General features: G+C 45.9%; 23 protein-coding genes and 1 riboswitch. Of the genes, 12 read left to right on the forward strand and 11 right to left on the reverse strand.

All coding sequences use genetic code 11. The features are described from left to right. Positions 1–20 precede the first annotated feature (20 nt). The 5 genes from KNP99_RS08930 to KNP99_RS08950 all read right to left on the reverse strand — a co-directional run bounded on the left by KNP99_RS08930 (position 21) and on the right by KNP99_RS08950 (position 4,256). On the reverse strand, positions 21–1,343 hold the full coding sequence (locus tag KNP99_RS08930) for an NAD(P)/FAD-dependent oxidoreductase (RefSeq protein WP_214811028.1): 1,323 nt from the start codon (positions 1,341–1,343) through the stop codon (positions 21–23). 296 nt (positions 1,344–1,639) lie between these two features. Beyond that, on the reverse strand, positions 1,640–2,275 hold the full coding sequence (locus KNP99_RS08935) for a nitroreductase family protein (RefSeq protein WP_214805337.1): 636 nt from the start codon (positions 2,273–2,275) through the stop codon (positions 1,640–1,642). Positions 2,276–2,328: 53 nt separating this feature from the next. Then, on the reverse strand, positions 2,329–2,964 hold the full coding sequence (locus tag KNP99_RS08940; protein WP_088838238.1) for a nitroreductase family protein: 636 nt from the start codon (positions 2,962–2,964) through the stop codon (positions 2,329–2,331). Between the two features lie 17 nt (positions 2,965–2,981). Beyond that, a complete protein-coding gene (locus KNP99_RS08945; protein WP_239456778.1) occupies positions 2,982–3,431 on the reverse strand; it encodes a MarR family winged helix-turn-helix transcriptional regulator in 450 nt (149 codons plus the stop codon). Positions 3,432–3,587: 156 nt separating this feature from the next. Next, the gene (locus KNP99_RS08950) at positions 3,588–4,256 is read right to left on the reverse strand and encodes a YczE/YyaS/YitT family protein (RefSeq protein ID WP_214846191.1); all 669 of its coding nucleotides are present in this window, start codon (positions 4,254–4,256) and stop codon (positions 3,588–3,590) included. Positions 4,257–4,414: 158 nt separating this feature from the next. Between KNP99_RS08950 and KNP99_RS08955 the strand changes: the two genes are divergently transcribed. The 6 genes from KNP99_RS08955 (at position 4,415) to KNP99_RS08980 (ending at position 10,228) form a co-directional block, all read left to right on the forward strand. Next, the gene (locus tag KNP99_RS08955) at positions 4,415–5,194 is read left to right on the forward strand and encodes a DUF817 domain-containing protein (protein WP_088838235.1); all 780 of its coding nucleotides are present in this window, start codon (positions 4,415–4,417) and stop codon (positions 5,192–5,194) included. A gap of 92 nt (positions 5,195–5,286) precedes the next feature. Continuing rightward, on the forward strand, positions 5,287–6,555 hold the full coding sequence (locus KNP99_RS08960) for a DUF2325 domain-containing protein (protein ID WP_214846193.1): 1,269 nt from the start codon (positions 5,287–5,289) through the stop codon (positions 6,553–6,555). A 66-nt stretch (positions 6,556–6,621) separates the two neighbouring features. After that, the gene (locus KNP99_RS08965) at positions 6,622–7,296 is read left to right on the forward strand and encodes a DUF975 family protein (protein ID WP_214846195.1); all 675 of its coding nucleotides are present in this window, start codon (positions 6,622–6,624) and stop codon (positions 7,294–7,296) included. A 189-nt stretch (positions 7,297–7,485) separates the two neighbouring features. Beyond that, positions 7,486–7,590: riboswitch (SAM riboswitch) on the forward strand. Between the two features lie 72 nt (positions 7,591–7,662). Then, positions 7,663–8,721, forward strand: a complete 1,059-nt coding sequence (locus tag KNP99_RS08970) for an LLM class flavin-dependent oxidoreductase (protein ID WP_214846197.1) — start codon at positions 7,663–7,665, stop codon at positions 8,719–8,721. Continuing rightward, complete coding sequence (locus KNP99_RS08975; RefSeq protein ID WP_088838231.1) at positions 8,718–9,665, forward strand: ATP-grasp domain-containing protein; 948 nt, start codon at positions 8,718–8,720, stop codon at positions 9,663–9,665. The genes KNP99_RS08970 and KNP99_RS08975 overlap by 4 nt, the downstream gene beginning before the upstream one ends. A 104-nt stretch (positions 9,666–9,769) precedes the next feature. Next, positions 9,770–10,228, forward strand: coding sequence for an SRPBCC family protein (locus tag KNP99_RS08980; protein WP_088838230.1), 459 nt, complete (start codon positions 9,770–9,772; stop codon positions 10,226–10,228). 129 nt (positions 10,229–10,357) lie between these two features. Here KNP99_RS08980 and KNP99_RS08985 read toward each other — a convergent pair whose 3' ends face one another. After that, positions 10,358–11,980 carry an ABC-F family ATP-binding cassette domain-containing protein gene (locus KNP99_RS08985; RefSeq protein ID WP_088838229.1) on the reverse strand — a complete coding sequence of 541 codons (1,623 nt, stop codon included), beginning with the start codon at positions 11,978–11,980 and terminating at the stop codon, positions 10,358–10,360. 294 nt (positions 11,981–12,274) lie between these two features. Here KNP99_RS08985 and KNP99_RS08990 point away from each other — a divergent pair, with 294 nt between their 5' ends. The 4 genes from KNP99_RS08990 to KNP99_RS09005 all read left to right on the forward strand — a co-directional run bounded on the left by KNP99_RS08990 (position 12,275) and on the right by KNP99_RS09005 (position 16,697). Then, the gene (locus KNP99_RS08990; protein WP_088838228.1) at positions 12,275–13,141 is read left to right on the forward strand and encodes a prohibitin family protein; all 867 of its coding nucleotides are present in this window, start codon (positions 12,275–12,277) and stop codon (positions 13,139–13,141) included. Between the two features lie 255 nt (positions 13,142–13,396). Continuing rightward, entirely contained in the window at positions 13,397–14,944 is a 1,548-nt protein-coding gene (locus tag KNP99_RS08995; RefSeq protein WP_214766313.1) for a hypothetical protein, read from the forward strand. A 15-nt stretch (positions 14,945–14,959) separates the two neighbouring features. Next, positions 14,960–15,667, forward strand: coding sequence for a WxL domain-containing protein (locus tag KNP99_RS09000; protein ID WP_088838226.1), 708 nt, complete (start codon positions 14,960–14,962; stop codon positions 15,665–15,667). Between the two features lie 16 nt (positions 15,668–15,683). After that, a complete protein-coding gene (locus tag KNP99_RS09005) occupies positions 15,684–16,697 on the forward strand; it encodes a WxLIP family cell surface protein (protein ID WP_214845911.1) in 1,014 nt (337 codons plus the stop codon). Between the two features lie 48 nt (positions 16,698–16,745). Here KNP99_RS09005 and pepT read toward each other — a convergent pair whose 3' ends face one another. Further along, positions 16,746–17,978, reverse strand: coding sequence for a peptidase T (gene pepT / locus KNP99_RS09010; protein ID WP_214805327.1), 1,233 nt, complete (start codon positions 17,976–17,978; stop codon positions 16,746–16,748). A gap of 108 nt (positions 17,979–18,086) precedes the next feature. Between pepT and KNP99_RS09015 the strand changes: the two genes are divergently transcribed. Beyond that, complete coding sequence (locus KNP99_RS09015; protein ID WP_214845913.1) at positions 18,087–19,076, forward strand: zinc-binding dehydrogenase; 990 nt, start codon at positions 18,087–18,089, stop codon at positions 19,074–19,076. A gap of 110 nt (positions 19,077–19,186) precedes the next feature. Here KNP99_RS09015 and KNP99_RS09020 read toward each other — a convergent pair whose 3' ends face one another. After that, positions 19,187–20,374 carry a class I SAM-dependent rRNA methyltransferase gene (locus KNP99_RS09020; protein WP_214770221.1) on the reverse strand — a complete coding sequence of 396 codons (1,188 nt, stop codon included), beginning with the start codon at positions 20,372–20,374 and terminating at the stop codon, positions 19,187–19,189. 461 nt (positions 20,375–20,835) lie between these two features. On the opposite strand from KNP99_RS09020, the gene KNP99_RS09025 reads away from it, so the two are divergent. Further along, the gene (locus KNP99_RS09025) at positions 20,836–21,240 is read left to right on the forward strand and encodes a (deoxy)nucleoside triphosphate pyrophosphohydrolase (protein ID WP_088838220.1); all 405 of its coding nucleotides are present in this window, start codon (positions 20,836–20,838) and stop codon (positions 21,238–21,240) included. Here the strand turns inward: KNP99_RS09025 and KNP99_RS09030 are convergent. The 3 genes from KNP99_RS09030 to KNP99_RS09040 form a co-directional block, all read right to left on the reverse strand. Further along, positions 21,215–24,376, reverse strand: coding sequence for a DUF3427 domain-containing protein (locus tag KNP99_RS09030; protein ID WP_215193180.1), 3,162 nt, complete (start codon positions 24,374–24,376; stop codon positions 21,215–21,217). The genes KNP99_RS09025 and KNP99_RS09030 overlap by 26 nt on opposite strands. Positions 24,377–24,709: 333 nt before the next feature. Further along, positions 24,710–25,156: an OsmC family protein gene (locus KNP99_RS09035; RefSeq protein WP_088838217.1), complete on the reverse strand. Its 447-nt coding sequence runs from the start codon at positions 25,154–25,156 to the stop codon at positions 24,710–24,712. Positions 25,157–25,265: 109 nt separating this feature from the next. After that, positions 25,266–26,198: an aldo/keto reductase gene (locus KNP99_RS09040; protein WP_215193181.1), complete on the reverse strand. Its 933-nt coding sequence runs from the start codon at positions 26,196–26,198 to the stop codon at positions 25,266–25,268. Position 26,199: the final 1 nt, after the last annotated feature.

Raw genomic sequence — 26,199 nt, forward strand, 5'->3', positions numbered from 1 at the left:
AACAGCCGTTTTGAGAGAGCTTACTCTCCCGAAACGGCTGTTTTTTGCTGTAAGACTTGTCCGAGGTGGAGACCGCTCGCCGCTGCTTGCGAAAGCGAATGGGTCGCGCCGGAACAATCCCCGATTGCATACAGTCCCGTGATGTCTGTTTCGAAGTCGCGGGAGGTCGCGAGGACCGGAGCGTAAAACTTCCCGTCCATTCCGTAAAGCAATGTATCAGGGGAGAGCGGAGTTTCGAGCAAACGTTCGAGCCGCTCGAAAAATCCGAGTAACACGGTGAGATCTGTGTCCGGGACCTCGTCGAGCAGGTTTCCTGGTGTTGCTTCGAGCGTCGGGACGACTTGATTGTGAGCGATTCCGGTTGCTGTAGAAGCTACACCGGCAAGCAAGTCACCGAGACGTTGGACGACAATCCGGTCCGACCCCTGGTTGATTTGTCCGATGACTGAAGTCGCAAATTGATTCGCTGCGGTCAACGTATCGAAATAGCGTGGTAAAAACAACGTGAAGTTTAAATTTGCCGTCCCCGTCGTCTGTTCGCGGAAATTTTGTCCGTCCGGCATGACGAGACCTTCTTGATATTTGCGGATGATCCGACCGGTCGGATTCATGCAGTAGGTGACGGCCGTTCCAGCGTCAGATGCGTATGCCAGCTTCGTTTCGAACGTGTCCTGTAATACAGTCCGAAAAGGCGCTTCATCCATTTCAATCCGAATCCCGAGGTCGAGTCGTGTTTTCGTTTGCACCAGACCGAGCTGCTTTAGCTGCTGGCGCATCCAGTCCGTTCCGGAACGTCCGGTCGCAAGCACGACTCGTCGGCTCGAGAACGTCTCTGACGCTGTTTTGAGTGTGAATGTAGTATCCGCTTGTTTCTGTATCTGTTCGACTTGCGTCGAAAAGCGGAACGTGACCGTCTGCATCAACATGTCCTCCAGTCGGGCGAGCACCTGTTTCGTAAGTGAAGTTCCGAGATGACGGACGGACGTCTCGATTGTATGTAAACCAGCGTCTTCAGCACGCGCCGCAAATGACGCATTATGAGTGGAATACAAAGGGACCTCCAGTGCTCCGTACTGACACAGGACAGCATCGACTTGTTGCATTAAGCGAAGTGTCGCTTCCGGACCTAACTTTTGTTCCAGTTCGCCCCCGAACTCTGTTGAATAATTGTATTTTCCTTCTGATTTACCGAGTCCGCCAAAGCCGAGGTAAGCGTCTGTCACGGTTCTTTCGGCTAACGGTTTTCCGGCGTCAATCACTAAGACGGATTGTCCGTCCTGTACGAGTTCGTGTGCCAGAAAAATTCCGGCGACACCTGCGCCGATGATCGTTACGTCATACACCTGCATCCGCTCCTTTTTCGTTCAGTATACAAAAGGATTGACTGGAACTGAATTTAAATGCAAAGAAGGGACAGGAGATATAGCAAAAAGCACCCCGTAAAACGAGGTGCTCAGCGTGAAGACAAACGCTTATGAAGCGTGAACATGTTATATCGAGAGGCAATCCGTTTGCGCTTCCCTGTCACGCCTCGCCCGAGGAAAGCAACGAAAAAAGACGCTTTTATCTCCCGATAGAACTTTGTCTACAGTCGAAGCACCCCGTTAAAACGAGGTGCTCTCTTCGTCGTGCGGATTGCTTATTTCCAATCTGTGATGTCGTTGATTGGAAGACGGACTGATGGATATCCTGCGTCAACGGCTTTCCCGATTGAAAGGAGCATGACAGGGAGGTAACGATCTTTATCCATGCCGAAAGCTTCAGCGATTTGATCTTTTTCGTATCCACCGATTGGGTTTGTATCGTAACCGTGCGCACGGGCGACGAGCATCAATTGCATCGAAACAAGACCGGAGTCGATCAAGATGCTGTCACGAAGTGTGTCTGTATCTTCTGGGCGGTAGAATCCTTTGATTGCCGGAACTTGGCGATCGCGGACTTCTTGCGGCATAAGCCCTTTTTCAACAGCCATGTCGTAGATTGTATCGATGCTATCGACCGCATTCATGTCGCCGAACACAGCGATGACAGCAGATGATGTCTCGACTTGGACTTGGTTGAACTTCGCGAGTGGAGCGAGTGTCGCTTTTCCTTCTTCGCTGTCGATGACGAGGAAACGCCATGGTTGCATGTTGACGGAAGATGGTGCGAGTGTTGCTTCTTCAAGAATTTGTGTCATTTCTTCTTTTGAGATTTTTACGTCCGTGTCGTAGTTGCGGATTGAGCGACGGCCTTTTACGATTTCCATAAAGTCAGTAGTTGTTTGAGTTGTCATAGTATTCAATCTCCCTTGTTGTGTTCTCTATTTTTTGATGAAGCGAATCGAACTTATTTCCAGTCTGCGATATCGTTGATTGGAAGACGGACTGATGGGTATCCTGCATCAACAGCTTTCCCGATTGAAAGGAGCATGACTGGTACATAACGATCTTTATCCATGCCGAAAGCTTCAGCGATTTGATCTTTTTCGTATCCACCGATCGGGTTCGTATCGTAACCGTGTGCGCGAGCGACGAGCATCAATTGCATGGAAGCAAGACCTGAGTCGATCAAGATGCTGTCTTTAAGTGCACTAGCAGGAACGTTTTCATACATACCTTTGATTGCCGGAACTTGACGATCGCGGACTTCTTGCGGCATAAGTCCTTGTGCGACGGCCGTATCGTAAATGTTTTCGAGTTGATCGATGGCGTTCATGTCACCGAAGACAGCGATGACAGCAGATGATGTCTCGACTTGGACTTGGTTGAACTTCGCGAGTGGAGCGAGCGTCGCTTTTCCTTCTTCGCTGTCGATGACGAGGAAACGCCATGGTTGCATGTTGACTGAAGACGGTGCGAGTGTTGCTTCTTCAAGAATTTGTGTCATTTCTTCTTTTGAGATTTTTACGTCCGTGTCGTAGTTGCGGATTGAACGACGGCCTTTTACGATTTCCATAAAGTCAGTAGATGTTTGTGTTGTCATGAGTAAGCTCTCCTTTTTTATCGTGCAGTAGTTTTAGGTAATGTTAACGCGTTATCTTCAATGCGCTGAATCATTTGTGCGAGTTGATCTTGTTCTTCTTCAGTAAAGCCGGTTAACAGACTTTCCAAGAAGTCATCTTTTTGCTGGCGCAATTGTGTGATACGCGTGGCACCCTCTGCAGTTAATGAGACGAGGATGACACGGTTATCGCTCTCAGAACGGACACGTTGAATCATTCCGTTCGTTTCGAGATGTTTTAAATGTCGCGTCACAGCAGCGTTGTCGACATTGACGCGTTGCTGCAATTCTTTTTGACTAATCGTCTTTCCGACCTCGAGTTGGGCTAGTAAGTCCATCCGAGTCTGACTGAAGCCATCTGTACATAAATCAAATTTTTGCGCAATCGTCTTATTGACCGAGACGAGCGCATAAATGAGGCGTCCTTTTTCCGTACAAGAAATACTCAAATCATCACATCCTTCCCTTCGTTCCAAGAAACCTTTGACGTATCAAAGATTGATATGTAAACGAATATAACGTGTATTTTTTCTAGGTGCAACTAATCTGCTTCATCCACGAAAAAAAGATACCATTTCTTTCGAAACGATATCGAGTCAGGCGGCTCAGCTGATTTTTTGTTCGTTCGGTCGAACGACCCCAGCATCGATTGCGGCAATCATCCGCCGGAAATAGACTAACCAAAATTGAAGAAACGGTCCAATCAAAAAGATCGAGAGGATGGTCCCGAAAAAGACGGGGCCACCGAGTAACCAACCGAGACCACATGCCGTTATCTCCATGATTGTCCGCATCATCCGGATTGAGGTTCCGAAACGATCCGCTAACGTCAAGGTCAATCCGTCACGTGGACCGGCGCCGTATCCGACGGCGACGTATAGCCCTGCCCCCATGCCGATGATGAAAATACCGAAGATGAGCCATACAGCGTTTAGCCAGACAGTTGAGAACGATGGAAGCAAATGAGAACCAAGTACGAGGTTCATGAAGACACCGACGAAAATTGCATTGACGAGTGTCCCGACTTGCGGTCGAATCCGGTCGAGTAAGTATTTGACGAGGACGAGCAGCAGACCGACGAGAAGAATGACCGTCCCGACTGACAAAGGTGTTTTGTTTTGAAGACCGAGATGCAGGACATCCCAAGTCGAGACACCGAGGTTAGCGGTGATCATGATGGAGGAACCGACGGCGAGTAAAAAGAGACCGCTTAAAAATAAGAACCACTTCAACGTTGCGCGCAGCAACCAGGACGTATGGAAACGTTTAAACATCGTTGCGTGTCACCTCGATTCAATAAGATACGTATTCGTTAACTGTATCACGTTCGTGGACTAAAGCAGAAGCAACAAATTGTCGAATGTCCAACTTGAGAAGGAGGGAGGTACGGCGAACGTCTCGTATACTTAAAGAAAGAAGAGGAGGGACGTCGATGCGATTGATCCGCCATCTCATCCGTTTTACATATCTTGAAGCGCTCTGTTGTATCTTTCCAGTAGCCATCTTTGCTGCACTCGCCTTATCACGTTATTTGCCGAGTGAACCGATTGCCCGTTATGACATCCTGTTACTGTGGTGTCTGTTCGTCCAAGTCGCCTTACTCGTGACTCGTTATGAAACGAAAGAAGAGTTCAAGCTGATTCTTATTTTTCACGTCATCGGATTAGGACTTGAGCTGTTTAAAGTCCACGTCGGCTCGTGGAGTTATCCGGAAGACGCTGTTTCGAAAGTGTTTGGTGTTCCGCTCTACGCAGGTTTCATGTATGCCAGTGTCGCGAGTTACATCTGTCAGGCGTTTCGGCGACTTGATCTTCGGTTTACGTCCTTTCCACGTCCGACCCTCGCACTTGCTGTCGGGAGTTTGATTTACTTAAACTTTTTTACGCACCACTGGATGCTCGATTTACGGTGGTTCTTGATGGGACTCGTCATCGTCGTCTTCTTTAAATCGTGGGTCTACTTCCGACTAGAGGATACGGTTTACCGTCTCCCGCTTGTCTTATCATTTTTACTAATTGCCTGGTTCATTTGGCTGGCGGAAAACATCGTCACCTTTTTTAAGGGCTGGGTCTATCCGCATCAGCAAGAGGGCTGGGCACTTGTCGATTTTGGCAAATTATCGTCTTGGTTCTTACTCGTCATCATTACCGTCTTGATTGTCGTCGTCGAAAAATACCGAAGTGGCGACTCCGCAGTCGAAGTTAAATCGTAACCCGTAATAAAAAAATACCCGGTTGTTTTTTTACACGGGTGAAGCATCTTGACCTTGCTATAGTTGGAAAAAATAGCAAAGGGGTTTTTAACATGATGCATCACGTAATCGAACGGGCGAAGGAGTTAGTTACAAGCAAACTGAACATCGTCGAGACAGCAGACGACTGGGGTTTGTTACTTGAAGAAATCAACGGAATCGATGAATGGGTCCAGCTGTCGCAGTACTACGCGCCACGTCAAACAACGACGAAACTAGTAGAACGTCCGGAAACACCATCTAGCCTCCCGATCAAAATGATCCAGGAACGGAAGGAAGAAGTTGAACGGATTGTCGAACAACGGTATTCTTATACGTTCGAACGGCAATTAAAGGGCGGCTCGTTACGGGAATGGCCAAACAGTCATGTCTCAGAAACAGAAATCCGTGACTGGAACCTGGAGCATGGGATGGAAGTCCGTGTCCAAGTCCTACATCAAGATGAGCGCCGGACGTCGCTTGAAATCTTAGCCGTCGTCGCGACGGATCAAGTAAAACCACTTGCAGAGCGAATCGTTTTTGAAAAGTGTATCGTCAAGAACCATGGCATCATCGAAGCAACGATTGACGGTCCACTGCAAGATGAGACGGGAAAACCGTTCTATTACACGACACCACTCGAAGGCATGCGGTTCTTCCAACTGAAAGCAGGTCAACTCGTCGACCTCGTCATGTGGAAAGGTCATCCGGAGACATTGACGATTGTCTGGAAACACGCATTTCATTACGAAGTACCGACCATGACGGAATTACCGGCACGCGACGTATCGAGTGGTTCGCCCGAGTCCGCCACTGCGTCACCTGCAAACAAACAGGCGAAAACAGGACGCTACGACAAGATGATGCAACGGAAACCGAAGGCGAAGAAAGTCAAAAAAGAGCGGCGCCTCCGGGAAAAGAAAGTCCAGCAACTCGAACGCCTCGATACGACGACGTTACCCGGTCAACCAATCGAATTTGTTGATAAAACGGCACTCGATTTTGCTTCCTACGACGGCATGCGTCTCGTCATCGTCGGTAATGAGCAACAGCGCGCCGTCTACCGCGACTTCTTTGCGGAGACGGGGATTGAATTAATCCATCTTGGCGGTGACGCCCAAGCCGCAAAAAAAATCGCCTGTCTCGCGAAAAAGACGGACGCGATCGTCGTCGTCAAAAGTCGGGTTTCTCACGCAGCAGCGGCACATGTCCTCGTGCAAGCAAAAAAGCACGATATTCCGTTTGCGATTGAACGACTCGATGGACGACGCTCTTTGTATACGGCGTGCCAGCAACAACTTGAAAAAGCAATGGTCCAACGTTTACTAAAAGACAAGCGTTAAAAATGAAACCTCCTCAAAAATAAACCGTAAAGAAAGGTAGCACTTATTTTTGAGGAGGATCTTTCGATGTCAAAACAATTAAAATTAGCAGCGCGCGAGTCGTTGCAGGGACGATGGGGCTTCATGGCATTAATGATGTTGTTGTTCTTAATCATTCAAGGCGTTCCGAACGGATTTGCGTCCTCACCCGAAGAGGAGTTCCAATTTATCGACTTGATTGGTATGCTCTTGACGGTGTTGACCTTACCGGTTGCAATGGGATGGTCATGGCTCGCCCTATCTGTCGCCCGAGACGAGCAGACGAAAGTCGCCGATTTGTTTGAGCCGTACAAAATGTTCTTGAAAGCCATTGGAGTGTCAATCGTCCAAACCTTTTTCTTAGGGCTATGGTTCTTACTTTTCATCATTCCAGGAATCATTAAGTCATTCTCTTACATGTTGACGTATTACATCATTCGGGACGAACCATCGATTGGCATCCTTGATGCCATTACGCGTTCACGCCAAATGATGGATGGACACAAAAAAGAGGCGTTTTTCCTCGTCCTTTCGTTCATCGGTTGGTTCTTGCTCGGAATTGTTACGATCGGAATCGGTTTCCTCTGGATTGGCCCGTACTTCAGCGTCACAATCGCGAAGTTCTACGATCGCGTGCGTGGGGAAGAAGTTTCGACGACTGGTCACCGGACAGCCATGATGGATGCAAATCACAATGACTCACCGTTCGTATCACCAGAATGAATTGATTTTGAACAGCACCATACAAAGCAGGGATTGCCATCTTAAACCGATGTGCAATTCCTGTTTTTAGCTTCTAGACAAAGAAGTATCAAGAAACAGAGTGATTTTCCAAATGTTTTTAATTCCGATAGGAAAAGAAGGTTTAAAGGTTGCTTTACTCTGCTAAAAGATGTACGCTAATTTCAATTATTCTTATCACGAGAAGTCGAGGGACTGGCCCGACGACACTTCAGCAACCCCGCATGAGCGGAAGGTGCTACTTCCAAGAGGAATTTATTCCTTTGAAGATAAGAGCCGACAGTAGATATTCGTCGCTCTTTTCTAAACGAAAAGAGCGATTTTTTATGCAAAAAGGGGGCACAGGGGATGGAATACGGATTTTGGTTACCAATCTTCGGGGGTTGGTTACGAAACGTCGAGGATGAACAAATGCCAGCGACATTCGATTATGCGAAACAAGTCGCACAGACGGCAGAACGGATTGGCTTTTCTACGACATTGATTGCAGAATTGAACTTAAACGACATTAAAGGAATAGCCGAACCGAGTCTTGAGGCGTGGACGACGGCAGCGGCGATTGCGGCGACAACGGAACGGTTGGAAATCATGACAGCCGTCCGGCCCGGTTTTCATAATCCGGCGACGACAGCAAAAATGGCGGCGAACCTCGATCAGTTGAGTAACGGACGTTTTACGCTCAACGTCGTCTCGGCCTGGTGGGAGGAAGAAGCCCGTCAATACAATGGGATTTTTACAGCCCATGACGAACGATATGCCCGGACGAAAGAATTCGTGACGGTCATGAAAGGATTATGGGCGGACGCATCACCCTATAGTTTTGATGGGGCGTACTATCAGCTGGAACGGGCAGAGCTTCACCCGAAACCCGTTCAGCGTCCCGGAATCAAGCTCTACGCTGGTGGTGAGAGTGAGACGGGGAAACAGACGATCGTCAATCACTGTGATGCCTATGTCATGCATGGAGGAACGGTCGATGAAGTCGCGACGAAAATTACGGATATGAAAACCCGCCGCGCGGCGACCGGGAAGCAGCCGCTTGCGAGTTTCGGACTGGCGGCCTACATCATCTGTCGCGAGACGGAAGAAGCGGCGCTCGAAGAATGGCACCGGATTACGAACGTTAAAGAAGACGGTGCCGGATATGCCGGGTATGACGACTTCGTCAGTAAATCGCAACTCGAACAACAGGTCAAACGAAATGACTATTCGGTCTCAAACCGGGGACTGCGTCCGAACTTGATTGGGACGCCGGATCAAATCGCAGAACGGATTCTTGAATTTGAAGCAGTCGGCGTGACATTGCTCTTGCTTCAATTTTCTCCGCAACTCGAAGAAATGGAACGCTTTGCCCGCGAGGTCATGCCACGCGTCGAAGCGAAACGAAAGGTAGGTCAACTAAAATGACGAAAATTCATATCTTACACGAAAATCAGGAATGGACGGATCATTTAATCAAGCGACTCGAGGAACTCAACTTACCGTATGAACAGTGGCACCTCAACGAAGGGGTCGTCCCACTCGATGAAACACCACCGGAAGGCGTTTTTTACAGCCGGATGAGTGCCTCGTCCCATACGCGCGGGCACCGCTATGCACCAGAATTGACGGAAGGGGTCCTCGCTTGGCTCGAAGAACATGACCGGACCGTTTTCAACGGAACCCGTGCGTTACGACTCGAGGTCAGTAAGGTCAACCAATACACCGCCTTACGAAAAGCAGGTATCCGTGTTCCGAAAACGACGGCAGCCGTCGGACGTGATCAAATCGTCCAAGCCGCTCAAAACATCGGAGTATCGTCGTTCATCACGAAACACAATCGTGCCGGTAAAGGACTCGGCGTTCAATTGTTCCACTCGATTGAAGCACTCGAGACGTATCTTGACGGACCGACATTCGATGAGCCGGTCGACGGCATCACGTTGATTCAAGAGTACATTCAAGCACCTGAACCCTACATTACGCGTTGTGAATTCGTCGGTGGTAAGTTCGTCTATGCGGTCCGTGTCGATACGTCGGAAGGATTCGAGCTCTGCCCCGCGGATGCTTGTGTCATCGATGATTTGTTCTGCCCGGTCGGAGAAGAGGCGGCAGAGACACCGATGAAATTCCAAATTGTCGACGGGTTCGATGACCCGATCATCGCCCAGTATGAAGCGTTCCTGCAAGAAAATAAAATCGCGGTCGCCGGGATTGAGTTCATCAAGGATGCAGACGGGACGATTTATACGTACGACGTCAATACGAATACGAATTACAATTCGGACGCTGAAGCGGCAGCTGGGAAGTTCGGGATGCTGGAACTCGCAACATTCCTTGGTCATGCGTTAGAACGTCAAACCGTGAAGTGAACATCAAAAACCACTTGAAGTAAGAAAAATACCCTGATTGTGCCGGAGTCGAGCGTTAGAACGACGGACATCAGGGTATTTTTAAACTAAAAGGAGGTGGTGTCATGGTGACGTGGCGTGAAGAAAAAGTACTTGCGATTCCAATCGAACAGGCGTGGCATCTGTTTGATCACGATCGACTGCAACGACTCATTCCGGGTGTCGTCCAGCATGAGGTGATTGAACGTAAGCCGGGCGTCGTCGGATCGACGTACCGGCAAACCTACATGCAAGGGAATCGTCTTGAAACCTACATCGTGACCGATCTCGCTTATACGAATGAACCGGACTATAAACAAAATACGATTGGTTTTACGTTAGCGAAGATGTTTCGCCTTGAGATGTCGTTTGCGCTGAAGCGAATCGATGCGACGAGCTGCCGTTTGATTTACACGGGGAAAAATGAAGGCGTCAACTTCGTCGGTCGCAGTCTCTTATCGTTAGGCGGAGAACGTGAAAACGAGAAAATCGTCAAAGGATTTCTCGAGCGGCTCGAAAAAGAAGTGAAGCAAATCCAAGAATAAAAAGGTACGCTTACTCTCGATTACTGCGAGAATAGGCGTACCTTTTTAAGTAAGGAAGATGATACTTAACAAAAAAATATAAACGTATTTACAAAAAACTGCCCCCGATTAACGAGGACAGTAGACAAATCAATGTGCGTATAACGCAGTCAATTGTTGTTGGATTGAATCGTTGTTGAGGTACTCATCGTACGTCGTTTCTTTATCGACGATTCCGTTTGGTGTGAGTTCGATGATGCGGTTCGCAATTGTTTCGACGAACTGATGGTCATGCGAGCTGAAGAGCATCGCACCTTTGTAAGCAATCAAGCCATCGTTGAGTGCTGTGATTGATTCGAGGTCTAAGTGATTCGTCGGATCGTCAAGGACGAGGACGTTTGAACCACTGAGCATCGCTTTCGATAACATACAACGGACTTTTTCTCCCCCAGAGAGGACTGACGCTTTTTTCATGACTTCTTCTCCGGAGAAGAGCATCCGACCGAGGAAACCACGGAGGAATGTGTCACTTTCATCAGCTGGTGAGTATTGGCGCAACCAATCGAGAATCGTTTTGTCAGACCCTTCGAAGAACTCCGAGTTGTCTTTTGGCAAGTACGATTGTGACGTCGTAACACCCCATTTGAATGTCCCGCTGTCTGCTTCCATTTCACCCATCAAAATTTTAAACAGTGTTGTGATGGCGATATCGCTTTGGCTGATGAATGCCACTTTGTCTGTTTTATTTAATGAGAAACGGACGTTGTCGAGGACTTTGACGCCATCGATTGTCTTCGAGAGACCTTCAACCGTCAACAAATCGTTTCCGATTTCACGTTCCGGTGAGAAACCGACGAACGGATAGCGGCGTGATGACGGACGGATGTCGTCAAGTGTGATTTTATCGAGCAACTTCTTCCGTGACGTCGCTTGTTTCGCTTTTGAAGCGTTCGAGCTGAAGCGCGCGATGAAGGCTTGAAGTTCTTTAATTTTTTCTTCTTTTTTCTTGTTTTGGTCGCCAGCCATCCGTGAAGCGAGTTGGCTTGACTCATACCAGAAATCATAGTTCCCGATATAGAGTTGAATTTTCCCGTAGTCGAGATCGGCCATGTGCGTACAGACGTTGTTGAGGAAGTGACGGTCGTGGGAAATAACGATGACCGTGTTCTCAAACCCGATCAGGAATTCTTCGAGCCATTTGACGGCTTTCAAATCAAGACCATTGGTCGGCTCATCGAGTAACAGAATATCCGGCTTACCGAACAACGCTTGCGCGAGCAAGACTTTAACTTTTTCTCCACCTGTTAATTCAGCCATTGTTTTTGTGTGCAGGCTTTCTTTGATTCCGAGACCTTGAAGGAGCATCGCAGCTTCAGACTCAGCTTCCCAACCATTCATTTCTGCGAATTCTCCTTCGAGTTCAGCGGCACGCATGCCGTCTTCATCCGAGAAGTTTTCTTTCATATAAATTGCATCTTTTTCTTTCATGACTTCATACAGACGTTTGTGTCCCATCATGACGGTTTCGATGACTTGGAACTCTTCATATTCATAATGGTTCTGACGGAGTACGCCAAGACGCTCACCCGGTGTGATGATGACATCGCCTTGTTGTGCTTCGATGTCTCCTGCAAGAATTTTGAGGAAAGTCGATTTACCGGCGCCGTTCGCACCAATCAGACCGTAACAGTTACCTGGTGTGAACTTGATGTTGACGTCTTCGAATAATTTGCGGTCCGCAAAGCGGAGGCCGACGTTTTGTACTGTAATCATATAGAGATGAACCCTCGTTTCTAGTGTGTGATGTGCTGTTACGAGTGTACCACAAAATGATACGGCTCGTTTCAAGGACAAAGTTCTTTACATGTTAAGACAGATTCTAAAAATAAGCAACCATGGTCATGAAACATTTTCTGAAATCAACCGTATAAGTTAAAGAGGCAGGATGAAGGAGGGATGAGAAATCATGGCAACATTGTTTACCTTACTGTTTTTCGCACTCATCGCCTTGTTAGGAATCGAACTGTATAAATATATCCAAGACAAAATTGACAAAGGGGACTCATAATGAGAGAAATCAAACCAAAGAAAAGAATTAACCCAGCGATGATCATCGCCGGTGTCATCGTCGTTGCACTCCTTGCCATGACACCGTTCATCGTCGAACAGATTGAACCGGGGCAAGTCGGTGTCGTCTACAAACCGTCAAGCGGTGTCCAGGACGAAACACTTTCGCAAGGGTGGCACGTCGTTTCACCGATCACACGTGTGACGGAGTATCCGATTCGGACACAAACGAAGTCGCTCGACAATATGACACTCGCGACAAAAGACGGGAAGAACATTGTTGTCGACTTTACGTACAGTTTTGCAGTCTCTCCCGATCAAGTCACGAAAGTATTCAATAAGTTCGGACCGATCGATATCGATGAAATCGCAGATGGCTATTTGAAACAACGTTTATATGATGCGTCACGAGAGCAAATTTCGAAAGTAACGGTACTCGAACTGTTCGGTGAAGAGTCAGGAAATGTTTCAACGAGCATCCAAACGCAATTTGCAGAAGACGTTAAAAAAATCGGTTTCATCATTGAGGACGTTGCACTCGGTGCTCCGAAACCAGATGAAAAAACACAAGAAGCCATCGATTCTCGTGTTAAAGCCTCACAAGAGCTAGATAAGAAGAAAACGGATCTCGCGATTGCCAAAGCTGAAGCAGAACGACTTCGTGTCGAGGCACAAGGGGAAGCAGATGCGCGTTTGATTGAAGCGCAAGGTTTGGCGAAAGCACAGAAGGAACTTCAAAAAACGTTGACTGCCGAAATGATTCAATATGAAGCTGTCAAGAAGTGGGACGGAAAGTCACCACTTGTGAGTGGATCGGGCAGCATGGTGCAGTTGCCGCTTCCGGATCAGGAAACAGAGAAGGAATAAGTAATGGAATACACCTTCCGATGGGAAGGTGTATTTTTTTGAAGATTTTAAACAGTAAATTATAATTTTGATAAAGTGATACGAGAGAATAAATGAGTTATATCAAGCATATAAACATATTTCAGGAAAAAAATAAGAAAGATACCTCTTTTTAATTGTAAAATAATTGGTTTATTTTAGTGTTTATAAGGTAATTGTTGAAGTAAGTCGTGAATGAGTTAATCGTAATCGGTCGTTAGGAGGGGGAGGTAGTGGTTGATAAAAAAATCTCCAATCCAATCTATCCCAACAATATTAATGCTTATTATTTTCTTGTCAGGCACACACGCTTTAGCGAATGCAACTTCGATTACGATTAAAGGTAATCCGACGTTAAAAGAATGTGTAAGCATTCTCGAAGCACAACCGCCACCTGACCAAAATGCAATCGATGTAGTCGATTATTGTGAAAACACCTTGAATGAAGCAGAAAATGAATCCAACGAAGAAGCAAAAAAGGAAGAAGACGATAGGGCAAAAGGTGAGGATCAAGCGGTCGTGCCACCAGAAAACGACGAACTTGATCACGCAGAGCCTGCGTCACCGGAAGCATCTTCAACACCCGAGAGTGAAATACCCCTGACACCAGAACCTCAAGCACCAGAAGAGGAAGAGTCCCCAACACCCGAGACTGAGATACCCCCGACACCAGAACCTCAAGCACCAGAAGAGGAAGAGTCCCCAACACCCGAGACTGAGATACCCCCGACACCAGAACCTCAAGCACCAGAAGAGGAAGAGTCCCCAACACCCGAGACTGACATACCCCTGACACTAGATCCTCAAGTACCTGAAGAGAAAGAATCACTAGAATCCGAGGATGAATCATCAACTGCATCAAAGTCACAAAATCCTGCATTAGAGGATAAGGAAATACCTGTCGACGAAGGAGCGGAAAAAGCAGAACAAAGAGGAGCACTCGATGTCGCGTTGGTAGGATCGGTCAACCTGACCGCCGCCTATGAAGCAGCGCAAAGGAAAATTACGTTGACTGCGGATATGCAATCCGTTTTGAGTTTAGGATTAGGAAGCAAATACGTGATTTTTCAACTCCCACAGGAAGTGATGCAATCGATTCAGGCAGGGACAATCAGTTTGAGTTATTCCTATACAGGATTGCTGGGCGCGAAGGTTGCAAATGTACCGGCCAGTTCGATTCAACAAAACGGTAATCAAATTTATGCAGAAGTCGGTTCTTTGCTTGCACTCTCACTTTTATCAAAAGATATCTTTACGTTAAGTTTCAAAGTCAATCCACTTCCGGTCGGAACAAATTCAGTGTATACATTTGAAAGTTCATTGACGAGTAGTGTAGTCGATTTGGATGTTTTAAATAGTGGTTTTGGAATGGCGACTTTAACAATCGGTCCCGTATTTAACCTTAAAGTACCTGAAGTTCTCGATTTTGGAACACAGGAAATCAAAGGGAGAGAAGGTGTAATCAATCGAAAAACAGCGATGACGATTGAAATCTCGCATCAAAATGCTTTGAATTATGATTGGAAACTTCGCGCTAGGTTGACGGCACCACTCTCGAGCGAGGGAGGTGATGTACTAGATGACGTGCTGCTCTTTAAAGTCGGTGCGACAAATCAAACGTTACAAACCATTGATAGCGAAATTGCATCCGGGAAAATGGGAGCGACATCAACAATTTTGACGTATGGACCAAGTGAAGGAATCATTCTCGATTTGACAGGGAAACGACCACGAGCTACTACGTATCAGACGCAAATTCAATGGACATTAGTTAATGCACCATGAGAAGGGGAGATTTGAATGAAAAAACAGTCAACCGTTACTTCATTGTTTGCTAGTGCACTACTACTAGGTGGACCGTCCCTCGTATTTGCAGAAACGTCGTCAGGAAGTTCAACCGCGACCATCACTTTTGAGACGAATAAAGCACCTGACATTCTGGATCCAGCCAATCCCGATGATTCGTACACACCTGACCCAGGTAAGGGTGAAAACACACCGACCGGTAATACAGGACCGTTGACATTAGATTATGCACCGAATTTTAACTTTGGGACACATGAAATTCTTGGAAGTGATGCTATTTTTGAATCGACTGACGAAAAACCCTTTTTACAAGTGACAGACCGGCGTGTCGTGTTGTCTGAATGGACGGTTACTGCCAAGCTGAATACGTTCACGAGTGGAGGGGAAAACACGTTGCCTGGAGCATCATTATCGATAGCGGAAGGCATCGTGAATACACCTACCTATAACGTCGGGGCGACGGCACCCGTGACAAGCGCGATTGAATTGCTTGCGGGTGGTGAAGCAGTAGATATTTTAACGTCGACAGCTGGATCGCCTTACTCTTGGTTACTATCTTGGTTGGGTACTGATGTATCACCTGAGACGGACGGATCACTTTGGTCGAATGACAACATTACATTGAATGTTCCATTAAATCAACAAATCAAAGGAACCCACGTCGCGACAATCGACTGGGTATTAACGGATTCGATTCCTTGATTAAGGAGGGGATGAGTTGATTAAACGTGGTATACAGTATCTTGTTGGATTCAGTGGAGTCATCTATCTACTCATGACCGGAGTAGTCGTCAGTGCCGAGAGTAACGTCAATTTTTCGGTTGAAGCGATACCGAATGAATTTCAAGTGGATTCTGGTGTCACGTATTTCGATTTAAGGATACCTCCGGAACAACGAACTGATATGAAAATTCGGATTTATAATCACGGATCAGACGATCAGTCCTATCTTGTCTCGCTCCGAAATGCGACGACGAACGGGAACGGGTTGATTGTATATGAAGAGAAAGGACCATTGACGCTCGCGGAAGTGTCCCTATCCGAGTTAGCTCGCGTGTCGGAAAAGCCAATTACAATTAAAGCAGGGGAGTCGAAAATCGTTTCGTTGAAGCTGACTTTGCCGAAACGAGCGATTGAAGGGGTCCTGCTCGCAGGTATTGAAATCAAGAAACAGGACAAACCAGAAGAGGCATCCGCAGAAGTCGGTGTTCAAAGTCGTCAAGCGTACGTCATTGGTGTAAAGGTTCGATCATCAATCCGGGAGATTGAACCGGATTTGCTGTTCGAGGGAGTAAAAGCAACTTCCTATCTGTCTCGTCCGAGCGTCCTCGTCACCCTCGCGAACCAAGCACCTGCCATAAGTGAAAAATTTCAGGTGGAAGCTGTCGTCAAAAAAGGTGGAAAGGTCATCGTTCGTAAAGAAATGACGGCTCAATTCGCTCCGACGACATACATGACGTTCCCACTTACATCAATGGGAATTTTGAAGCCGGGAACATATCAACTCGATGTTAAAGTAATCGGGAAAGAAAAAAACTGGACGTGGCAGGATGATTTTACAATTAGTGAAAAACAAGTGGAACAGATGAAAAAAACGGTTCCTGACGTCGAACAACATCCGAATTCGTTCCTTGGAGACACATCGAAAATGTTGATGATTGTTTCGCTTTCCATCATCGTTCTTTTACTCGGTTACATTTATCACTTGAAACGAAAAGCATCTTCCGAATAATAAGCAAGCGGCCCTGCTGATTCAGCAGGGCCGCACGTGTGAAGGTACTTATTTTTTTTCGGAGAACCCGTTTGCGATGGCGACGATGACTTCTGTCGCCTTCACCATGTTGTCGACAGAAATGAATTCGAATTTCCCGTGATAATTTTCGCCACCTGTGAAGATGTTCGGTGTCGGTAATCCCATGTAGGACAGCTGCGAACCGTCCGTTCCGCCACGGATTGGCTTGATGATTGGTGTGATACCACGCGACTCCATTGCAGCATGCGCGATGTCAATGATGTGCATGTGCGGTTCGATTTTCTCCCGCATGTTGTAGTATTGATCATTTAATTCCATTTCGACACTACCGGCGCCGTACTTTTTGTTCCATTCCTCGACGAGCGCCGTTAAGAAGTGTTTTCGTGCCTCGAAGTTATGGCGATCGAAGTCACGGACGATGTAGTGGACGATCGTCTTTTCGACGGATCCATCAAAGGAAATTAAATGATAGAAACCCTCGAACCCTTCCGTGAACTCGGGCGCTTCATCACCCGGCAAGCGGTTTTGGAAGGCCATCGCGTGTTTTTGTGAATTGACCATCTTATCTTTTGCTGTACCTGGATGAACGTTCGTTCCATGGAACGTGATTTTAGCACCTGCCGCGTTGAAACTCTCATATTCGAGTTCACCGAGTGGTCCACCGTCGACGGTATAAGCAAACTGGGCATCAAATGCTTCGACATCAAAATGATGCGGTCCGCGACCGATTTCTTCGTCAGGCGTGAAGGCGATACGAATCCGTCCGTGCTTCATTTCCGGATGGGCAATCAAGTAAGCCATCGCCGTCATGATTTCGGCAATCCCGGCTTTATTGTCGGCGCCGAGTAATGTCGTCCCGTCCGTTGTCATCAAGGTATGCCCGACGTAGTTCGTCAAGGATGGGAAATCGTTCGGTGACAGTACGACGGGAATCGCGTCATTTAAGACAATCGGTCCTCCATCATATGCATCGACGAGCTGCGGATTGACGTTCGTTCCTGTAAAATCCGTCGCCGTATCGAGATGGGCGAGAAAACCGATCGTCGGAATGTCGGCGTCTGTATTCGCAGGGAGTGTCGCCATGACGTAACCATTGGCGTCGACCGTGACATCCGTCATGCCGATTTCTTTTAATTCTTCGACGAGAAGACGAGCGAGTGTCCACTGTCCTTCCGTCGTCGGGACGGTCGTGCTTTCATAGCTGGATTGTGTGTCGATTTTTGCATATGTAGTCAATCGACGAATCAAATCTTGTTTCAATGAAAAAACGTCCTTTCTGAGTTGAGTTACGTTTATCATATCATGAAGCGATAATATTCGAGTATTCTGAACCATGCTAAAATGGGAAAGAAAAAAGGGGGAGTACAGATGAAAGCATTTGTTGTCGATCAGTATGGGACAGACGCTACGTTAACAGAAAAAGACGTCACACTCGCTGAAACGGGGCATTACGATTTACGCGTTCGTGTTACGGGGACGAGCTTAAATCCACTTGATACGAAGATGTTTTTCGGTCATGTGGCAGCAACTCCGACAACTGGAATTCTCCAGGGCGATGTAACGGGGGAAATCATCGAAATTGGATCGAGTGTGACGACTTTTTCTGTCGGCGATCACGTCATCGCCTTCGGAGGCGGATTAGGCGAACGATCCGGTGCACTCGGGGAAGAGATGCTTGTCCCGGAAAGCATGGCCGTCTTAAAACCAGCAGCACTGCGTTCGGAAATTGCCGGATGCCTGCCCGTGATTGGTTTAACGGCGATGGAGGCTTTAAAAGAACGGGCTATGGTTCAACACGGGATGCGACTGTATGTCGTCGGTGGAACAGGTGGGGTTGGTCATCTCGTCGTTCAGCTTGCAAAACATTATGGATGCGACGTGACGGCGAGTGCCGCGAATGATGAAAAAGCGAACTGGCTAGAAGGACATGGGATACAAGTCCATCGGTATCGCGACGAAACGAGTGAAGCGCTACTCGAACGTGTTGCGCCTGACGGTTTCGACGTCGTCATCGATACGGTGGGCGGTGATCATTTACAAGAGTCGTTCGTCTTAGCGAAGGAACGCGGGAAAATCATCTCAATCGCGACACGGACGACACAAGATTTGACGCAAATGCATAGTAAGGCATTGACGCTTGAAGCCTTATTCGTCGCATTGCCGTTGTTAAAAGGAAAAGCAGATGAGATGCGCCGCCAACAAGAACACCTTACGGAAGTCGCCGGTTTAGTCGCAGACGGAACGATTGAACTTCGAATCGATTCGCGTGTCCCGCGCCAAGTGGAAGCGTTAAACGAAGCGTATAAAACCTTCGACCAACACTCGCATTTCGGAAAGGTCAGCGTATATGATGTGTAATCAGAATGTCGACTAACCTAAAAGATTCGGCGTTTGGTTTATTTTTCCTTTTAATACAAAAAATAATTCTGCTAATCGATAGAAGATTAGCAGAATTATTTGTTTTGAGCTTATTTACGGCGGACAAGAACGGCTTTACGTTCCGCTTCTTTCATCGAAGGATGCTCCGGAAAGTCTTCAAGCGAGGAACTTTCCCAAACGATTTCGTACGTTTGACGAAGTTTCTTGAAAGCTTGTTCGACCATTTTCATGAAGCGCTGTTGATCAAATAGCTGACAATCCGTCGTAATCAACAACAGTCCACCGCGATGCGTCATGTGAATCGTTTGTTGGATTAAAGCGGGTAAATCGACTTCGGCACGGAAGTGGCGTGCTTGTGTTTTGACGAGTGCCGGTGGATGGACGATGACAAAATCAAAACGTGTTTTCTTATCAGCTTGATCGATATAATCAAAAGCATCTTGGACGAGGATCGTTTGCGCCGCTGGATCAAGCTGATGCAGTTCAAGTTGTTCAATCGTCTTGTTCCGGCTCCGGGTCGAGAAATCGACGCTCGTCGTCTCAAGCGCTCCACCAAGCAGCGCAGCGGCTGTCAACGTCCCTGTATCGGAAAATAGGTTCAAGACATTTTGTCCTGTCGCATGTTGTTTGACGGTGGCACGAAGGTCGCGTTGGTTAATGTCGAGACCCGTCCGCATGCCGGCGTCCAGGTGATAGAGAAGCGGAAGACTGTTCTCCTCGAGGACTTCCGGGAAATCTCCCCGTTCACCGGCTAAGAAATCATCGCCTTTGACGGGCTGACCATCGACTTGGAAGGCACGTTTTTCGTAGATGCTCTTAAAGTGGATTAACGACTCAAGGGCAGAGACGATTTCCTGCTTAAATGAATAGATGCCTTCATTTTCGAACGTGATCAAGTAGTGGTGATCAAAACAATCGATTGTCAAACCACCGATGCCGTCACCTGAACCATTGAAGACACGGAACGTATCGATGAGTTCGTTCTCAAAAAAAGCATCGCGCCGGTCGAGAGCAACCTCGATTTTTTCTTTAAAGAAGACGTCATCGATTTCTTGAATCTCGTCCGTCGAGAGCAACCAGCCGAGTCCTTTTTCTTGCTTGCCAAAATAGCCGGTCGCAAGGTATTCTTTATCTTCTGTAGTAAGTCGAAGTAGCGCACCGGCTTCTTTGAGGTGGTTACTTTTTTGGAACAGTTCTTTATAAAGTAAAGGCTGACCATTTTTGATTTGTTCGATAGCCGTCGCTTTGACGACGACAGGATAGATTTCGCGTGGCACGTGAGTTCCTCATTTCTAGTTGTGGATAAGTAGTCAAATTATAGCATAGGAAAAGTTGTCCACATGTGGATAATTCAAATCGATAGATATTTAACATGTCCTTCGTCGGTTTCTGTGGATAAGTTAAGATGATCCAGGTGGAGATAATTTAAGTGAACGTTCTTAAGTGAACGTTCTTCAACGAACCATCTCTTTCCACTCGCTTTCCATGGGCGAGCAACAAGCCGCGAAGCGGTCCAATGCTTGTCCCGATTCGGGTCTTGTTCAGCTCTGACGAAAACATGACCGGTCATGTTTTCTTTTCCCATAGGAGTCGAGTGGAAACGAAGGTTCTGCTTCGAAAAAAGACCGCCTTCGTAATTACGAAGATGATCTTCTTTTAACTCAGGTATAAAATCAATCATCTTCTATACTTATATTGAATGCTGTAGACAAGATTTAAAGAAAGGGTGGACGTTATTTTGAAAAAAACAATCCAAGTTGTCGGTGCTGTAATATTTAATTCAAGCAATGAAGTACTCTGTGCCTTACGAAGTGAAGCGATGTCGTTACCGAACTTGTGGGAGTTTCCTGGTGGGAAAATCGAACAAGGAGAACGACCAGAACAGTCGCTCTCCCGTGAAATCAACGAAGAATTAAATTGTACGATTCAAGTGAAAGAACATATTGAAACAACACTTTATGAATACGAAAAAATCATTGTTGAGCTGTCGACATATTATGCGGAAATTGTTGCAGGTACACCTAAAGCGTTAGAACATGCGGAACTTAGATGGTTACGCGTTCAAGATTTACAACAGTTAGAGTGGGCGCCGGCAGATATTCCGGCTGTTGAAAAAATTATGAAAGTTTTTTCCACGAAATAAATTCTTCCGCCGTCAAAGGCTCTTTTAAGATCCACTCTACGTTGATTGGTTTAGAACCATGACTACTTTTATGAATCAACTCACCAAAATACGTAAAGGGTAATGAACGGCCTTGTTCTTTTTCTGCTTTACGAATAAATAGGTGAACTTTAATGCCACGCTCCTGATGGTGACGATAGAGTTCTCCTGCTTTTCCATGTGCAGTCGCAATGCTTTGAGATTGCCAATGGAAATGATTTTTATCAATGAAGTAATCTTGGTAATTCAGTTGATCTTCAATTGATTCGTTTTTGTGTAGGTTAACGAACAGTACATAATCTTCCCCTGCTTGCGCGACACCTTCCCGCCATGAACCTTCTTGATGTGGTGACTCAAGTAAACGCTGTATGACAGAGCGGCTATACGTCATTCGTGAAATCAATGATTGATCACTTGCTAACCAGACTTCACCTCCCGATAGTTGTTCAAAAGCATGCAGTCCAGCCTGAATCAATTCATTTAAGTATGAAGCTAAGTGTTCATTGGATGATAACGCTTCTGTCATTTGCGTTGAAAGCTGGAATCGTCCATCGTCTAATACAACAAGTAACGGTAGACGGTCATTTTTAAGTGGTGTCGACCATCGTTTGAATAAATGCTGAATAAGAGACGAACGATGGGACAATGCAGAAGTTGGAATCGCAAAGCGGTTTGCAGCTGCCTGAATAACGTCATCGACCGAAATCGTTTCTTGATTTAAAAGTAACTGCATCATCAATAAACTAAAGGGCTCACGGATTGGGAACCAACTTTCGATATGTTCAATGACTTTTCGTGCATCCGGATTAAGTAAAAGGGAGAGTTCTTCATCCGTTGCGACTTTCTCAAGTTGCTTTAATCGTAGTACACTTTTCCATTGTTGAATGATTGCTTCAATGGCGGGAGCATCACGGTGTGTCACTAAGTCATTGAGTGATGGTGTATCACCAATCATTGTCGTAAGGCGCTGATAACTTTCACGTAGCTGTTTACTTGTAGAAAACTCAATTTTCTTCATTTGCTCGATAATAAAGTTTTCGGTTACACGATCGAGAATCGCAAGTGATCCTTCTGGTAGGATCGGGAAGTGATTTTGGACAGCGTTTGCTACATGATAACGATCAATGGAATGGAACGATTGTTGTCCGGATAAAACGAGTGGGGCTACAAAAGCACGTTGACTGTTCCCGATAAAGTCTAAAATCGTTACATATTCTTTCGAATCATGCTTCCGTAATCCACGCCCAAGCTGTTGAATGAAAATTGTTGGTGATTCCGTCGGACGTAAGAAAAGCATCAAGTTAATTTTAGGAATATCGACCCCTTCATTAAATAAATCGACTGTGAAAATGAAGGACAGTGGATCATGTTCATCTTCTAATCGCTGAATGGCTTGTTCTCGTTCTACTTCACTTTGATTACTTGTGATTGCCAATGCTTCGATGTGGTGCTTATTGAATTCTGCAGCCATAAATTCAGCATGATTGATATTGACACAAAATCCAAGACCGACTTGGGTAGAACCACTATTGCCGAACTTATTGATCATCTCGAGGATATATTCCGTTCGGGAAGACCGTTCAAGTGCTTGAACTAAATCTTTCTCAATATAAAGTCCATTTTTTTGGGGAATCATTTCATAGTCGATCTCTTCATCATCTTGAATCCCGAAGTAATGGAATGGAGTTAATAAATCTTGAGCCAGTGCATCATAGAGACGAATTTCATACGCGATGTTATGATCGACTAATTTAAAGATATTTAGTCCGTCCATTCGTTCTGGAGTTGCTGTGATACCGAGTAAAAACTTCGGTGTAAAGTGATTCAAAACCTTTTGATACGATTCTGATGCTGCATGATGAAATTCATCAATAATAATGTAGTCGAATGTGGAACGATCGAATTGTTCTAAATGAACTTCTTTTGAAAAAGTTTGAACAGTGGCAAAGGTAAATTGTTTATCTGCTTCTTTTTGATTTGCTTGATAGCGTCCGAAAGTAGCTGTTGAATCAGTAAATATTTTTTTAAAAGTCTGTTCTGCCTGGGTCAGTAACTTCCCGCGATGTGCAATAAAGAGTACACGTTTAGCTTCAAATTGTTTTACATCAAAAGCAGCTAAATACGTTTTACCTGTTCCTGTCGCAGCGATCACCATGGCTTTAGTTTGTTTTTTTAAGCGCAACCGGTGAAGCTGTTCTAAGGCCGGGAGCTGCATCTCATTAGGGTGGATCGTGTCATAGTCCACGGAGTCTTCAGCAACACGGTCGTTTACAACAAACTGTTTAATCTTTGGCGTTTCCAGATGATGTTGCTCATACTGTTCTAAAATTTCTGTTGTACAAGTAATTGCTTCATTGCTCGTCCATAAATTAGTAAACAACGTTTGCGCTTGAGAGACGAGAGAAGTAAGCGGAGAATGAGGAATTCGGACATTCCATTCAAGGCCATTTGTAAGTGCTGATTTTGATAAATTAGACGAACCAATAATGGCACTATGTAAATCAGTTTCTCGTGTAAATAAATATGCCTTCGGATGGAATGCTTGATTCTTTTTGATCGGTTCGTAAATTTTAATTTCAACATTACTGAACTGCATCAGTGTACGAAGTGCTTTCGCTTCAGTGATGTTCATATAAAACGAAGTGAGAACACGAATTGGTTTGTTTAATCGTTCCGCTTCTTGAAATGCTGGGACTAACGCTTGAATACCAGAATGTCGAGTGAAACTCACCATCCAGTCCGCTGATTGAGCAGTAGTCAACTCATCAATCAAATGGTGTAATAACTTTTCTTGATTTTCCTGACCGGGTGCGATTAAATCCCAAGCTCTTAATGATTTTTCATATTGAAGTGGGAGCGGTGTTGAAGACGCTGTTAACTGTCGTTGTAATGGAACCGTCAAGCTTGGTTCATTTAATGCGGATAGCCAACGGTTTGTAGTTTCGATCATTTCTTCAGTCAACTGATTTTGTTGAAGATCGACAATCGATTTATAAAAAAGTTCATTTAAATGAGTTAAGAGCTCTGTTGTATAATCTGCTGTTTGAATAGGTGCGCTTTTTGTAGAAGAATCTGTGGTAGAGTGCTGATTCTGTAATTGTTCCTGAAACGAAGACATCCGATTACCTCCAATAAATTCCAAACTAAATTCAGTATACGAAGTAATTGGAAATCGTGCAGCAAGAATCTAATTCCAAATGAAAATTACTCTGCAATTGTTCAAAATAATTGGAGATTTTTTTCTTTTCTTATTTTACTGAAACGATGATGTAAAAAAAGATTCTCTTTTCGTGACTCCTACGGGAAGAATCTTTTTTAGACAGGTTCAGACCGCTCTTTATTTAGAGAAAGATCTTCTAATGAAAAAAGGCAACACGAATCCCGTAGGAAAGCATGTTGCCAAAAATGAGCAAAGTATGAAAATCTATTTTTATATGGAGAAAGTCATCGATTAAGCTTCGACTTCAATCATCGCTTCAAGCGAGACTTTTACATTTCCTGCAAGCGCACGGGTAATCATGCACGAACCTTCCGCTTTTTCCGCGAGGCGACGTGCCATCTTGACCATTGCCTCGGTCGTATCGGCAGGTAAAATCAATGTGGGACGATGAATGATTTGATCATACGTAAAGACGCCGTTCGTCACATCGACGATGCCTTCAGACTCCATCGTCAGCGATACTTTTTTGATGTTGCTGCGCTCGAGCATCGCGGCAAGCGTGATGATGTAGCAGGTTGCAGCGGCACCGAGTAACATTTCGTCCGGATTCGTCCCGACGCCAGGACCGTCCATCGCTTCCGGAATCGAAATCTTTGTTTTTAAGTCACCGGTCTCGATGTCGCCGATGTCATTTCGGTTTCCCGGCCAGTCTGCTGTTAAGTGAAAATGATGTTTCATTTCAAAATCGCCTCCTCTGTTGTTATCATACGTGTTGTCTTTTTGATTTTCGCGCTATTTGCTCATGAACAAGCCCCCGGTCATCTTGCGACCGAGGGTTTGCATGGCGTTAACTAAAGATTTGATCGATTTTTTTAATGTCTGCATCCGTCAGCTCGACTTCAATCGTTCGGAGCGTATCTGTTACTTGGTCGGCACGTTTTGCACCAGGAATGATGGCATCGATGCCATCTTTCGCAAGGTACCAAGCGAGGACGACATGCGCGACGTCAACCTCTTTTTCTTTTGCAATCGGGCGAAGTAGCTCGACTTTTGCTAAGTTGTCTTTGAAGACATCTTCTTGGAAAAGGGGATTCTTCGCACGTAAATCATCGAACTTCGTATTTTCATCATATTTTCCGGCAAGTAATCCGGCAGCGAGCGGGAAGTACGGAACAAATGAAATCCCGTGTTCGCGGATATAAGGCAGGATTTCTTTTTCTGCATCCCGCTTGAACAAGTTGTACTCGCCTTGATATACGTCGACGTGCCCGTCTTTATTGGCTTCTTTTAATTGTTCGAGTGAGAAGTTCGAGACACCGATCGCTCGGATTTTTCCTTGTTCCTTTAATTCGGCAAGTGCAGCGACCGCTTGATCTTTTGGTGTCGCTTCATCTGGGAAGTGGATGTAGAACAAGTCGATGTAATCCGTTTTTAAACGCTTCAGGCTCTCTTCGACCGACTGTTTCAAAAACTCGGGTGAGTTATCGATGACGACCTTGTCGTCGACGATTTTGTGCGCGCCTTTCGTTGCGAGGATGACGTCTTTGCGTTCGACCGTATCGCTCCATGTTTCACCAACGAGTTCTTCTGAACGTTCTGGTCCGTAAATAAAGGCCGTATCTAAAAAGTTGATGCCGTTCATCAAGGCGACACGAACCAAATCGCGCCCTGCCTGTTCATCGAGATTCGGGTAAAGGTTATGCCCCCCGACGGCATTTGTTCCGAGACCGATCGGGTGAACCATGAGATCTGATTTTCCGAGTTTGACTTTCGTATCCATA

The organism is Exiguobacterium sp. s95, from assembly GCF_018618655.1.
Lineage (GTDB): Bacteria > Bacillota > Bacilli > Exiguobacteriales > Exiguobacteriaceae > Exiguobacterium_A > Exiguobacterium_A oxidotolerans.

Coding starts and splice junctions, on each gene's coding strand:
- KNP99_RS08950 (WP_214846191.1), bottom strand. CDS start 4,256: ATGTTTAAACGTTTCCATACGTCCTGGTTGCTGCGCGCAACGTTGAAG.
- KNP99_RS09030 (WP_215193180.1), bottom strand. CDS start 24,376: ATGTCTTCGTTTCAGGAACAATTACAGAATCAGCACTCTACCACAGAT.
- KNP99_RS09035 (WP_088838217.1), bottom strand. CDS start 25,156: ATGAAACATCATTTTCACTTAACAGCAGACTGGCCGGGAAACCGAAAT.
- KNP99_RS09015 (WP_214845913.1), top strand. CDS start 18,087: ATGAAAGCATTTGTTGTCGATCAGTATGGGACAGACGCTACGTTAACA.
- KNP99_RS09000 (WP_088838226.1), top strand. CDS start 14,960: ATGAAAAAACAGTCAACCGTTACTTCATTGTTTGCTAGTGCACTACTA.
- KNP99_RS08985 (WP_088838229.1), bottom strand. CDS start 11,980: ATGATTACAGTACAAAACGTCGGCCTCCGCTTTGCGGACCGCAAATTA.
- KNP99_RS08970 (WP_214846197.1), top strand. CDS start 7,663: ATGGAATACGGATTTTGGTTACCAATCTTCGGGGGTTGGTTACGAAAC.
- KNP99_RS08975 (WP_088838231.1), top strand. CDS start 8,718: ATGACGAAAATTCATATCTTACACGAAAATCAGGAATGGACGGATCAT.
- KNP99_RS08940 (WP_088838238.1), bottom strand. CDS start 2,964: ATGACAACACAAACATCTACTGACTTTATGGAAATCGTAAAAGGCCGT.
- KNP99_RS08955 (WP_088838235.1), top strand. CDS start 4,415: ATGCGATTGATCCGCCATCTCATCCGTTTTACATATCTTGAAGCGCTC.
- KNP99_RS09040 (WP_215193181.1), bottom strand. CDS start 26,198: ATGGATACGAAAGTCAAACTCGGAAAATCAGATCTCATGGTTCACCCG.
- KNP99_RS08980 (WP_088838230.1), top strand. CDS start 9,770: ATGGTGACGTGGCGTGAAGAAAAAGTACTTGCGATTCCAATCGAACAG.
- KNP99_RS08960 (WP_214846193.1), top strand. CDS start 5,287: ATGATGCATCACGTAATCGAACGGGCGAAGGAGTTAGTTACAAGCAAA.
- KNP99_RS08990 (WP_088838228.1), top strand. CDS start 12,275: ATGAGAGAAATCAAACCAAAGAAAAGAATTAACCCAGCGATGATCATC.
- KNP99_RS08935 (WP_214805337.1), bottom strand. CDS start 2,275: ATGACAACTCAAACAACTACTGACTTTATGGAAATCGTAAAAGGCCGT.
- KNP99_RS08965 (WP_214846195.1), top strand. CDS start 6,622: ATGTCAAAACAATTAAAATTAGCAGCGCGCGAGTCGTTGCAGGGACGA.